The sequence below is a fragment of the Pseudomonas sp. YNh genome, assembly GCF_037993085.1.
Lineage (GTDB): Bacteria > Pseudomonadota > Gammaproteobacteria > Pseudomonadales > Pseudomonadaceae > Aquipseudomonas > Aquipseudomonas putida.
Genome location: NZ_JBBMRJ010000034.1, coordinates 30,087 through 42,180 on the forward strand (window position 1 = coordinate 30,087; position 12,094 = coordinate 42,180).

Annotated in this window: 12 protein-coding genes; 7 read left to right on the plus strand and 5 right to left on the minus strand. The window is 62.9% G+C overall.

Annotated features, from left to right (window positions below; translation table 11 throughout):
• Window positions 1-95 precede the first annotated feature (95 nt).
• The 3 genes from WF331_RS25200 to WF331_RS25210 all read left to right on the plus strand — a co-directional run bounded on the left by WF331_RS25200 (window position 96) and on the right by WF331_RS25210 (window position 3,791).
• On the plus strand, window positions 96-773 hold the full coding sequence (locus WF331_RS25200) for a response regulator (protein WP_016498299.1): 678 nt from the start codon (window positions 96-98) through the stop codon (window positions 771-773).
• Window positions 770-2,116: an ATP-binding protein gene (locus WF331_RS25205; protein WP_016498300.1), complete on the plus strand. Its 1,347-nt coding sequence runs from the start codon at window positions 770-772 to the stop codon at window positions 2,114-2,116. Before WF331_RS25200 ends, WF331_RS25205 begins: the two co-directional genes overlap by 4 nt.
• Before the next feature lie 352 nt (window positions 2,117-2,468).
• Window positions 2,469-3,791, plus strand: coding sequence for a dicarboxylate/amino acid:cation symporter (locus WF331_RS25210; protein ID WP_016488678.1), 1,323 nt, complete (start codon window positions 2,469-2,471; stop codon window positions 3,789-3,791).
• A 74-nt stretch (window positions 3,792-3,865) separates the two neighbouring features.
• On the opposite strand, the gene tsaA is transcribed toward WF331_RS25210, so the two are convergent.
• The 4 genes from tsaA to WF331_RS25230 form a co-directional block, all read right to left on the minus strand.
• Window positions 3,866-4,558, minus strand: coding sequence for a tRNA (N6-threonylcarbamoyladenosine(37)-N6)-methyltransferase TrmO (gene tsaA, locus WF331_RS25215; RefSeq protein WP_059394717.1), 693 nt, complete (start codon window positions 4,556-4,558; stop codon window positions 3,866-3,868).
• A 6-nt stretch (window positions 4,559-4,564) separates the two neighbouring features.
• Window positions 4,565-5,026 carry a YehS family protein gene (locus WF331_RS25220; protein WP_016498302.1) on the minus strand — a complete coding sequence of 154 codons (462 nt, stop codon included), beginning with the start codon at window positions 5,024-5,026 and terminating at the stop codon, window positions 4,565-4,567.
• A 47-nt stretch (window positions 5,027-5,073) separates the two neighbouring features.
• Window positions 5,074-5,784: an rRNA pseudouridine synthase gene (locus WF331_RS25225; RefSeq protein ID WP_016498303.1), complete on the minus strand. Its 711-nt coding sequence runs from the start codon at window positions 5,782-5,784 to the stop codon at window positions 5,074-5,076.
• A 77-nt stretch (window positions 5,785-5,861) separates the two neighbouring features.
• Window positions 5,862-6,314: a GNAT family N-acetyltransferase gene (locus WF331_RS25230; RefSeq protein ID WP_016498304.1), complete on the minus strand. Its 453-nt coding sequence runs from the start codon at window positions 6,312-6,314 to the stop codon at window positions 5,862-5,864.
• Between the two features lie 197 nt (window positions 6,315-6,511).
• Between WF331_RS25230 and WF331_RS25235 the strand changes: the two genes are divergently transcribed.
• From WF331_RS25235 to WF331_RS25250, 4 genes are read left to right on the plus strand one after another with little or no spacing between them, the layout of a single operon-like run.
• Window positions 6,512-7,153: a hypothetical protein gene (locus tag WF331_RS25235; RefSeq protein WP_445325225.1), complete on the plus strand. Its 642-nt coding sequence runs from the start codon at window positions 6,512-6,514 to the stop codon at window positions 7,151-7,153.
• 57 nt (window positions 7,154-7,210) lie between these two features.
• Window positions 7,211-8,005: a DUF6502 family protein gene (locus tag WF331_RS25240; RefSeq protein WP_016498307.1), complete on the plus strand. Its 795-nt coding sequence runs from the start codon at window positions 7,211-7,213 to the stop codon at window positions 8,003-8,005.
• A complete protein-coding gene (locus WF331_RS25245) occupies window positions 8,002-9,759 on the plus strand; it encodes a DUF5666 domain-containing protein (protein ID WP_340623384.1) in 1,758 nt (585 codons plus the stop codon). The genes WF331_RS25240 and WF331_RS25245 overlap by 4 nt, the downstream gene beginning before the upstream one ends.
• A gap of 54 nt (window positions 9,760-9,813) precedes the next feature.
• Window positions 9,814-10,563, plus strand: coding sequence for a hypothetical protein (locus tag WF331_RS25250; protein ID WP_284398631.1), 750 nt, complete (start codon window positions 9,814-9,816; stop codon window positions 10,561-10,563).
• Between the two features lie 71 nt (window positions 10,564-10,634).
• Here the strand turns inward: WF331_RS25250 and rimO are convergent, their stop codons facing one another.
• Window positions 10,635-11,966, minus strand: a complete 1,332-nt coding sequence (gene rimO, locus WF331_RS25255) for a 30S ribosomal protein S12 methylthiotransferase RimO (RefSeq protein WP_059394723.1) — start codon at window positions 11,964-11,966, stop codon at window positions 10,635-10,637.
• Between the last annotated feature and the right edge of the window lie 128 nt (window positions 11,967-12,094).

Genomic DNA, 12,094 nt, shown 5'->3' on the forward strand with positions numbered 1-12,094 from the left:
AGGTGCTGCACAATTTTCAGAAACTGTGCAGTCTCTGTGGGAGCGGGCGTGCCCGCGAAAGGGCCGGTACAGGCATTACATACAAGGAGCTGCACATGAAACTGCTGGTGGTCGAGGACGAAGCCCTGCTTCGCCATCACCTCTACACCCGCCTGGGCGAAAGCGGCCATGTGGTCGAGGCGGTCGCCGATGCCGAGGAGGCGCTGTACCAGGCCGGGCAGTACCACTTCGACCTCGCCATCATCGACCTGGGCCTGCCCGGTATCAGTGGCCTGGAACTGATCACGCGCCTGCGCAGCCAGGACAAGACTTTCCCCATTCTCATCCTCACCGCCCGCGGCAACTGGCAGGACAAGGTCGAGGGCCTGGCCGCCGGTGCCGACGACTATCTGGTCAAACCGTTCCAGTTCGAAGAGCTCGAAGCGCGGCTGAATGCCCTGTTGCGCCGCTCCAGCGGCTTCACCCAGTCGACCATCGCCGCAGGCCCCTTGGTACTCGACCTCAACCGCAAGCAGGCCACCCTCGACGACCAGCCCCTGGCGCTGACCGCCTACGAGTACCGCATTCTGGAATACCTGATGCGCCATCATCAGCAGGTGGTGGCCAAGGATCGCCTGATGGAGCAGCTGTACCCAGGCGACGAGGAGCGCGACCCCAATGTCATCGAAGTACTGGTCGGCCGCCTGCGCCGCAAGCTTGAGGGCGAGCACGGCTTCAAACCCATCGACACCGTGCGCGGCCTGGGCTACCTGTTCACCGAGCGCTGCCGATGATCCGCTCGCTGCGGGTACGCCTGATGCTGGCCGCAGCAGTACTGGCCTTGCTGTTCATGCTGGCGCTGCTGCCGGCCTTGCAGAAGGCCTTCAGCCTGGCGCTGCAGGAGTCGATCGAGCAGCGCCTGGCTTCGGATGTGACCACGCTGATTTCCGCCGCGCGCATCGAGCATGGTCAGTTGCAGATGCCGGCCCTGCTGCCGGACGAGCGCTATAACCTGCCGTACACGGGCCTGCTCGGTTATATCTTCGACCGCGACGGCAACCTGGTCTGGCAGTCGCGGGCCACCGCCGACCGGCACATCAACTACCGCCCGCGCTACGACGGGCGTGGCAATGAGTTCGCCCGTATTCATCAAGCAGATGGCGAAGAGTTCTTTGTCTACGACGTCGAGGTAAAGCTGCTGGGGGGCCAGAGTGCCGCCTACAGCATTGTCGCCCTGCAGCCGGTGAGCGAGTACAAGGCCACCCTCAACGGCCTGCGCGAGAAGCTCTACCTGGGCTTCGGTGCTGCCTTGCTGGCGCTGATGGTGCTGCTATGGGCTGGCCTGACCTGGGGCCTGCGCTCGTTGCGCCGGCTTAGCCACGAGCTGGATGAAGTGGAGTCGGGCGCGCGCGATGGCCTGAGCGGCGAGCACCCGCGCGAGCTGCTGCGCCTCACCCGTTCGCTCAACCGCCTGTTGCGCAGTGAACGTGAGCAGCGCACGCGCTACCGCGACTCGCTGGACGACCTGGCGCACAGTCTGAAGACGCCGCTGGCGGTGTTGCAAGGCGTGGGCGAAAGCCTGCAGCAGCGCAGCGGTGAGCGCGAGCAGGCGCGGGTGCTGCAAAGCCAGATCGAGCGCATGAGCCAGCAGATCGACTATCAGCTGCAACGCGCCAGCCTGCGCAAGAGCGGCCTGGTGCGCCACAGCGTGAGGCTGCGGCCGTTGCTCGACAGCCTGTGCAGCACCTTGGCCAAGGTGTACCGGGACAAGCGGGTGAACGTGACGCTGGAACTGCCCGATGCGGCGCAGGTGCCGATGGAGCAGGGCGCCTTGCTGGAAATGCTCGGCAACCTGCTGGAAAACGCCTACCGCCTGAGCCTGGGCCAGGTGCGGGTGAGCCTTGAGCAGGCGCCCGGGCAGCTGGCCTTATGTATCGAAGACGATGGGCCGGGGGTGCCGGCCGACCAGCGTGAGCGCATTCTGGAGCGCGGCGAGCGGCTCGACAGCCAGCACCCCGGGCAGGGGATCGGGCTGGCGGTGGTCAAGGACATTGTCGACAGCTATGACGCCGAGCTCAGCCTGGGGGATTCGCCCTTGGGTGGCGCGGCGTTCAGGATCACTTTCCACCTGGACTGATTTGTAGCCTGTACCGGCCCATTCGCGGGTAAACCTGCTCCCACAGGGATCGCCCAGCCTTCGAATGCTGGGCGGATTCCCGCCATCCCCCCTGTACAAAACCCGCCACCGGGCGGAAATCCGCCAGCCTTCCTCAGGCAAATCGCCCTGTCGTTGGGCATTTATCCCTAGCAAACAGGGCCCTTGCACCCTTCATGGGCATTTTGGCACCACCCTTGCTATTGATCTTCGCAGAGGCCTGCCCAGGCAGCTCGAACACAACGACAAATCCCTCCAAGTGCAGGAGGGTTAGCGATTCAGGTGCCCCATCACCCTGGGAAGGGTGAACCGGCACACTTGAGGAAAATGAGCCATGACGACACGTCAGCCGCTGTACAAATCCCTGTATGTCCAGGTGATCGTTGCCATCACCATCGGCATCCTGCTCGGCCACTACTACCCGGAAACGGGCGTCGCCCTCAAACCCTTGGGTGACGGCTTCGTCAAACTGATCAAGATGGTCATTGCCCCGATCATCTTCTGCACCGTGGTCAGCGGCATCGCCGGCATGCAGAGCATGAAGTCGGTCGGCAAGACTGGCGGCTACGCGCTGCTGTACTTTGAAATCGTCTCCACCATCGCCCTGATCATCGGCCTCGTCGTCGTCAACGTGGTCAAGCCGGGCGCTGGCATGCACATCGACGTCAGCACCCTGAACGCCAGCAGCGTGGCCGCCTACGCCGCCGCCGGCGCCCAGCAGACCACCGTCGGCTTCCTGCTCAATGTCATCCCCAACACCGTGGTGGGTGCCTTCGCCAACGGCGACATCCTGCAGGTGCTGATGTTCTCGGTGCTGTTCGGCTTTGCCCTGCACCGCCTGGGCAGCTACGGCAAGCCGTTGCTGGACATGATCGACCGCTTCGCCCATGTCATGTTCAACATCATCAACATGATCATGAAGCTGGCCCCGATCGGTGCTTTCGGCGCCATGGCCTTCACCATCGGCCAGTACGGCGTGGGTTCGCTGGTGCAACTGGGCTACCTGATGGCGTGCTTCTACATCACCTGCCTGCTGTTCGTGCTGGTGGTGCTGGGCGGTATCTGCCGCGCCCACGGCTTCAGCGTGCTCAAGCTGATCCGCTATATCCGTGAAGAGCTGCTGATCGTGCTGGGTACTTCCTCCTCGGAATCGGCCCTGCCACGCATGCTGGCCAAGATGGAGCGCCTGGGCGCGAAGAAGTCGGTCGTCGGCCTGGTTATTCCGACCGGTTACTCGTTCAACCTGGACGGCACCTCGATCTACCTGACCATGGCTGCGGTGTTCATCGCCCAGGCCACCGACACCACCATGGACATCACCCACCAGATCACCCTGCTGCTGGTGCTGCTGGTGGCTTCCAAAGGTGCTGCCGGCGTCACCGGTTCGGGCTTCATCGTGCTGGCCGCCACCCTGTCGGCTGTTGGCCACCTGCCGGTAGCTGGCCTGGCGCTGATCCTCGGCATCGACCGCTTCATGTCCGAGGCCCGCGCACTGACCAATCTTGTGGGCAACGCCGTTGCCACCGTGGTCGTGGCCAAGTGGGTCAAGGAAATGGACAACGACAAGCTGGCCTCGGAGCTCGCCTCCGGTGGTGCACCGCTGGTCGATACCCGTCCGACCGATGACCTGGGCGTGGCCGAAGGCCCGGCTCGCTGATCGCGCGGCTATAGAACGAAAGAGGCGACCCTAGGGTCGCCTTTTTCATGTGCGCTATTCGCGTCGGTGCGTGGTCAGGCCAGCACCACCTCCAACACCCGGATCACTTCCGGCTGAGGGTAATGCCACCTCACCTGCACATCCCAGAACTTCACCCCGTACACCCGCTCGGCTGGTGGTACCTGGTAGGCCGGGCGCGGGTCTTGCGCCAGGCATTGTTCGATCAGTTCCACCAGCGGTTCAGCCAGCCGCAGTGCATGCTCGCGGGCCTGGGGCAGGGCGTTTTCGCCCCACTGCACGGCAATCGCGGCGGGCGCTGCGTTGGCCATCTGGTTGCTGGCGTCTGTAATGCAGTCGGCGTACGGCACATACGGCTTGATGTCCAGCACCGGCGTGCCATCGAGCAGGTCGATCCCGGACAGCAACAGGCGCCCGGGCTCCACGCCCTCCAGGCGCACTACCGACTGGCCGATGCCGTTTGGCCGGTGGGTGGCACGGGTGGCGAACACCCCCATGCTCTTGTTGCCGCCCAGACGCGGTGGCCGCACTTTCAGGCGCGGCTTGTCCTCGAGGGCCTGGTGAAACAGGAACAGCAGCCAGACATGGCTGACCTGCTCCAGGCCTTCGACCGCATCACCTTGGTCGAACGGCGGCAGCAGTTCGAGCACGCCCCGCGCAGCAGGCGCCAGTTGGGGCTGGCGCGGGATGGCGAATTTCTCCTTGAAGCAGGAGCGGACGATGCCGACGGGTGCAACCGTATGCTGCATGGCCACTTAGCCGCGCACGCGCTGGGTCAGGCCTTTGAGGAAGTTGCGCAGCAACTGGTCGCCGCACGGGCGGTAGTTTTCGTGGCCGGCCTTGCGGAACAGCGCGCTCAGTTCAGGCTTGCTGACCGGGAAATTGACCGACTTGAGGATCACGTGCAGGTCGTCTTCCTTGAGCTCGAAGGCCACCCGCAGCTTCTTGAGGATGAGGTTGTTGGTCACAGGCAGCTCGACCGGCAGTGGCGGGCGGCTGTCGTCCTTGCCACGGCGGTGGATTACCAGGCCATCGAGGAAGTGCGCCATCACCCGATCAGGGCAACGGACGAAGCCTTCCTCTTCTTCTTTCTTCAGGTAAGTGGCCAATACCAAAGGGTTCACCTCGAGGCCGGAAAGCCCGATGATCTCGGCCATCTTGGCGTCGTTCACCTTGAGCATGTAGCGCAGGCTGCGCAGGACGTCGTTGTGGTTCATTGCTGCAGAATCCTGTTCAGGTGCCACGCTTGTGCGTGGCGTATTGCTTAGAAACGTTCGGTAGTTGCCACGTAGCGCCATTGGCCGAGGGGCAACTTGCCCATCGACACACCACCCAGGCGAATGCGTCGCATGCTTACCAGTTCCAGGCGCAGGTAGGCGCACAGCTCGGCGATCTGCCCGGGTTGGGGGTTTTTCAGCACCATGCGCAGGTGGGTCTCGTTCTGCCAACTGGCCTTGGCCTTGGGAAGCTCGCGGTCATTGCGCGTGGCGCCGCGCGCCAGGCGTTCCAGCGCCTGAGGTGTGGTCTCGCCGCGCACTTCGACAATGAACTCCTGCTCCAGGCGACGCAGGTCGGCCTCGATCTTGCGGCTTACCCGCCAGTCCTGGGTGAATACCTGCAGGCCGCTGGCGCCGCGCTCGAGCGGTGCCACGCAGGCCTGGCGGTTAAAGTGCCCATGCAGGGCGCGCACGCCTTCGCGGTGCGCCTCGCTGAGGGTGGCCATGTTCATGCTGGCGCGGGCGCTTTCGCTGTCCATGCCGGCCGCCTGGTTGAGCAGCAGGGTTACCGGCTCCAGCGCTTCGACGCGGGCACCCGGGAGCAGCTCGACGCGCTGGTCCTCTACCTTGAACTGCGGCTGCTCGACCACCACGCCGTCGACCGTGACCCAGCCACCTTCGATATAGAGCTCGGCATCGCGGCGAGAGCAGCCAAGTTGCTCGATAAGGCGTTTGGACAGGCGGACGGGTTCGGACATGACGGCAATTCGCAAAGGCAGGGAAAGGCCAGCATTGTACCTGCCTGAGCGGCAGAGGGGCTGGGAATCTGTGTCATTTACGCCGTTTTGCCAAGGCGCATGTGCAGGAGGGGGTAGGGCTGCCCCAGGCCGTCGGTTTCCGATCGGCCAATTACTTCGAAGCCTTCGTGCAGGTAAAAGCCCAAGGCCTGAGGGTTTTGCTCGTTGACGTCCAGTCGCTCGGCGTTCAGCTCGTCGATGGCATAGTGCAGCAGGCGCTTGCCCACCCCTTTGCCACGGTAGTCCGGTGCAACAAACAGCATGTCCACGCGCCCGTTGGCGACCCCGGCAAAGCCACAGATGCGCTGCCGGTCCCTGCAGCAGATCAGCATCACTGCGTCGAGGTAGCGGCGCAGTACCTGTTCGCGCAGTAAAACAATGTAGCCCTCTGGCAGGAAATCGTGAGTGGCACGTACCGAGTCCTCCCACACCTGCACAAGCTCGCCGTAGTCGCGCAAGTGCGGGGTTTGTAGCGTCAGTAGCGATGGCATGCCGGTGGTCCTCCATGGCGATCAGGAAAACATAGCAGGCCAACCACCGGTCGGCTTGTTCGCGCGCCGCTTGAAGCGCGGGGCGCAGGGGTCTATTAGTTAAGCGTGGGAAAAAATCCCACGCAAAGAACAGAAAACACTGAAAACAAGATTTCTGCTGATTTGGCGTTCTCGTGGCGACGACCTGGAGACGGACTATGCAAATCCACCTGCTGTTCAAGAAGGCTTTACTGGCGGTTGCCGTGGCTGGCGTGCTGTCGACTTCCATTGTTTTGATCCCTGACTCGATTTCTCATGGCTCCAGCGCCTACGCCAAAGATGGTGGTGGTGGTGGTGGTGGTGGTGGTGGTGGCCACGGCGGAGGCGGCGGAAGCGGCGGCGGTGGTGGCGGCCACGGTGGTGGTGGCGGAAGCGGCGGCGGTGGTGGCGGCCACGGTGGCGGCGGCGGAAGCGGTGGTGGAAGTGGCGGCGGTGGTGGCCACGGCAGTGGCGGTGACGGCGGCGGCCATGCCGGCAACAGTGGTAGCGGCCATGGCAACTCCGGCCTGGGCCACGCCGGTGATTCAAACGCTGGGCGCAGCGGCAACCATGCTGAAGCGGGTGACGATCATGGCAATCACGTGGGTGGTGAGCCCGGTGACGATCACGGCAATCACGTTGGCGGTGAGCCCGGTGACGATCATGGCAACCATGTTGGCGGTGAGCCCGGGGATGATCATGGTAATCATGTCGGCGGCGAGCCTGGCGATGATCACGGCAATCACGTTGGTGGTGAACCTGGTGATGATCACGGCAACCATGTGGGTGGCGAACCGGGTGATGACAACAGCAGGAGCTGACAGGCGTTGATCAGCCCAACTCTGCCCCCTTCGATGTTAAGCGCACTGCGGCGTGTCATGCGACCGCTGGTGCGCTTGATGTTGCGCAAAGGGGTTACCTACACGATGTTCGCCGACCTGCTCAAGGAGGTGTTCGTCGACGTGGCCCATCGTGAGTTTCGTCTGGACGGCACCCCGCCCACTGACAGCCGCGTCAGCCTGCTTACAGGCGTGCATCGCAAGGATGTCCGGCGGCTGCGCAGCGAAGGTGGCATGGAACTCGAGGCCTTGCCGGCGAACATCACCCTGGGCGCACAGTTGGTCAATGCATGGACCACCCGCCCGCCGTTCTGCTCGGCACCTGGCCAGGCACTGGCACTGCCGCGTTTGGCAAGTGTGGGTGGCGAGGGCTCATTCGATGCCCTGGTGGCCACGGTCAGCACTGATATCCGCGGGCGTGTGGTGCTGGATGAGTGGTTGCGCCTTGGCATCGTCCGGCTTGATGAGCAGGATCGTGTGCACCTGCAAGCCCAGGCGTTCGTGCCGCAGACAGGTTTCGATGAAAAAGCCGCGTACTTCGGCCACAACCTGCATGACCATGCCAGCGCAGCGGTGCACAACCTCAGTGGCCAAGGCCTGCCGTTCTTCGAGCGCAGTGTGCACTATGATGCTTTGAGCCCGGCCAGCGTCGAGCACGTGCGTGAAGTGGTTGCCAAAGATGGCATGCAGACGCTGCTGGCCTTCAGCCGGCTCGCAGCAGAGCTGGAAAACGTTGATGGGCCCAGCGCGGAGCAACGTCAGCGCATCACTGTCGGGCTTTATTTCTACACTGAAGCTACCGACCCCGAATTGTCCAAGACGCCAGGCCCATGACGCCCCTCACGCGCTGCCTCCGTGCCGTTGCCGTTGCCCTGGTCCTGGGGTTGAACCTGGCGTCGCCTACCGAGGTGGTTGCAGCACCGGTTTGTGTCAGCCGCGACGAAGTGGGCATGGCCGGTGCCACAGGCCTGCAGTTTCCGGGGGGGACAGGCGGTACCGGTGCACGCAGTGAAAACGGTGGTGTCGGCGGCACTGGCGCGCCTCTCCCGCAACGCCCTGGCGGCACCGGCGGCACTGGCGCGGTGGCCGAAGGTGTGGACGGCACCTACTTTGATCACGGTAACGGCGGGGTAGGTGGTACCGGTGCGCCGATCCTGCGCCCAGGCGGTACCGGTGGTACCGGCATCGTCGGCACCATCACCGGGTTTGCTTCGATCTGCGTCAATGGCATGGAAGTGCACTATGGCAAAGACGTGCCGGTGAGTGAAAACGGTGCACCCGCCAGCAGTGCTCACCTGGCGATCGGGCAGGTTGTAGCGGTGGAGGCAATTGCCACCCAGCGTGGTCTCCAGGCAGGGCGTATCTCGATCCTCAACGTCTACGAAGGGCCGCTGACGGCGCTCCCCAATGCATCGGCCCCCCTGCGGGTGATGGGCCAGCCTGTGCGGCTCGCCGCAGGCGCGCGGGTGGCTGAAGGGCTGCGTGCAGGCGAGCCGGTCCGGGTCAGTGGTCTGCGCGATGCCACGGGCGAAGTGGTGGCAACCCGTATCGAACGGGCGCCGGGCCTCAGAGAGGCCAGTGCCATTGGTGCAATCGACCGCCCAGGCAGCCTGCAAGGGTTGACGCTGGGCACCCGCGTAGCCCCCGCGCGCGAAGTGCTGGTGCGCGGTCAGTGGACCGGGCGCCAGCTGGAAGTGGCACAAACCCGTCCAGACCCGAGCCTGCCGTTTGCTGGCCGCGTCCAGCAGGCGGTGGTCGAAGGGTTGGTGCAGCGCGTGCAGGCACGGCAACTGGTGGTCGCGGGCATCAATGTGACGCTGGGGCAGGGCACCGTGGTTGTCGGCAGGCAGCCTGCAGTGTTGGCGCTCGATCAACGCGTTCGGGTCAGCGGCGTGCTCAGTGGTACTCACGAGTTACGGGCCACCCGTGTGGAACTCCAGGATGACCGTGCTGACAACCCGGACCGAGGCCATTCGGGGCACGGCGGCGAGCACGGCAGCAGTGAGTCAGGCGGCTCCGACAATAGCGGCCATGGAACAAGCGAGGCGATCAGTGTTCGCAGCGAAAGCAGTGATGATCACAGTGGGCGCAGTAACGTTGAAGACGCCAGCGGTCACGGCAGGTCTGAAAGCGTGGACAAGTCTGGCAAGTCAGAGCATGTCGAAACCGTGGAGCAGCCCGAGAGCAGCAACAGTGGGAAGGGTGATCGGGTAGAGAAGGTTGAAGTCGAGAAAGTGGAAAAGGTTGAGAAGGCCGAAAAGCCTGAAAAGGTCGAGAAAGTCGAGAAAGTCGAGAAAGTTGAGAAGGTCGAAAAAGTCGAAAAGCCTGAAAAGATCGAAAAGGTCGAAAAGGTCGAAAAGGTCGAAAAGGTCGAAAAGGTCGAAAAGGTCGAAAAGGTCGAAAAAGTCGAAAAAGTCGAAAAAGTCGAAAAAGTCGAAAAAGTCGAAAAAGTCGAAAAGGTAGAGAAAGTAGAAAAGCCTGAAAAGGTCGAGAAGGTGGAAAAAGTCGAGAAAATCGAAACCATCGAAAGGCCGGAAAAGGTAGAGACCGTCGAAAAAGTAGAGCATCCGGAGCGGTCCGGGCGTTAGGCAACTAGGCTGGGGAAGTCCGACCACACTTCCCGAATGGGTACTGAGGTGCAGATGAGACCCGCGCTCCCTCTTTTTGCCTGCCTGCTGTCATGCACCAGTGCGTCGACCATGGCCGATACCTTCAGCACCGCCATCGGCATGGACTATTCAAGTGGCGACTATGGCACAGGTACCACTTCGGAAATCTGGTACGTCCCTGTGGTCGGCAAATATGAAACCGGCCCCATGACCTACAAGGTCACCGTGCCCTGGTTGCGTATTACCAACCCGGAAGTAGGCCCCAATGGTGACCCCCTGCCCGGAGGTTGCCGGGATGAGGAAAGCGGGCTGGGTGACACGGTCGCCAGCGCCGGGTATGCCTTGCTGGATGGCAGTGACGGCGGCCTGATGCTCGACCTGATCGGCAAGGTCAAATTCCCCACCGCCGATGAAGACCAGTGCCTTGGCACCGGTGAATACGACTACACCGCCCAGGTCGACATCACCAAGGGCTTTGGCCCGGTCACCGGCTTCGCGACGTTGGGCTGGAAGAAGTTCGGCGACCCGCCCGACAGCGACTTTGACGACCCGGTATTTATCAGCCTTGGCTTCGCCCTGCCTGTGGCTGCAGGTACTTCCGCGGGCGCCTCCTACGACTGGCGGCAGAAAGTGGTCTCGACTGGTTCGCAGATCAAGGAACTCACCCTGTTCCTGACCCACAAGCTCAACCAGCAATGGAAAGTCCAGCTCTATGCGGTCAAAGGCTTCTCTGATGTCAGCCCGGATGCAGAGGGTGGCCTGATGCTGTTTCACACGTTTTAACGAAAAAAGCCCCTGCGCCGGTCATTCTCGCGGGGAATGCCAGGGCAGGGGCTTTTCAGGTTTCAGCCGTTTTAGATGGGCTCTGCCCACATGTCGTATTCGTCGGCATCCACTACACGGCAACGCACTTTGTCGCCTGGCTTGAAGCCATGGTCGCCATCGATGAACACGCTGCCGTCGATTTCCGGGGCATCGAAGAAGCTGCGGCCAACCGAACCCTGTTCCTCGACTTCGTCGATCAGCACTTCGATTTCCTTGCCGATGCGCAGTTGCAGGCGGGCGGTGCTGATGGCCTGCTGGTGGGCCATGAAGCGGTCCCAGCGCGCTTGCTTGATGTCGTCCGGCACTTCTTCCAGGCCCAGGTCGTTGGCCGGGGCGCCTTCTACAGGCGAGTACTGGAAGCAGCCCACACGGTCGAGCTGGGCTTCGGTCAGCCAGTCCAGCAGGTACTGGAAGTCTTCCTCGGTCTCGCCTGGGAAGCCGACAATGAAGGTGGAGCGGATCACCAGCTCAGGGCACTGTTCGCGCCAGTTCTTGATGCGCGCCAGGGTGCGGTCTTCGAAGGCAGGGCGCTTCATCGACTTGAGAACCTTCGGGCTGGCGTGCTGGAACGGGATGTCCAGGTACGGCAGGATCTTGCCGGCGGCCATCAGCGGGATCACGTCGTCGACGTTCGGGTACGGGTACACATAGTGCAGGCGTACCCAGGCACCCAGGCTGCTCAGGGCCTCGCACAGTTCGAGCATGCGGGTCTTGACCGGGCGACCGTTCCAGAAGTCGGTCTTGTACTTGACGTCGACGCCGTAGGCGCTGGTGTCCTGGGAAATCACCAGGATCTCCTTGACCCCGGCCTTGACCAGGCGCTCGGCCTCGCTCAGCACTTCACCCACCGGGCGGCTGACCAGCTTGCCGCGCATCGACGGGATGATGCAGAAGCTGCAGCTGTGGTTGCAGCCTTCGGAAATCTTCAGGTACGCATAGTGGCGCGGGGTCAGCTTGATGCCCTGTGGCGGCACCAGGTCGATCAGTGGGTTGTGGTCCTGGCGTGGCGGTACCACTTCGTGCACGGCGTTGACCACCTGCTCGTACTGCTGTGGGCCGGTGACCGACAGCACGCTGGGGTGCACGTCACGGATGCTGCCTTCCTCGACACCCATGCAGCCGGTGACGATGACCTTGCCGTTTTCCTTGATCGCTTCGCCGATCACTTCCAGCGACTCGGCCTTGGCGCTGTCGATGAAGCCGCAGGTGTTGACCACCACCACGTCGGCGTCCTCGTAGGTGGGCACGACTTCATAGCCTTCCATGCGCAGCTGGGTGAGGATGCGCTCGGAATCGACCAGGGCTTTTGGGCAACCCAGGCTTACGAAACCTACCTTGGGGGTGGCGGGCGTGGTGGACATGACTAACCTCGGTATTGAATGCAGGTCGCCCGGCCGGAATCGCGGGCGATCTTGACGGGCGCTTTTTGGCGCCTCTGATCAAAAAGTGCGCAATTCTAGCGAGCGCAAGGTCGCTTGACCAGCAGAAA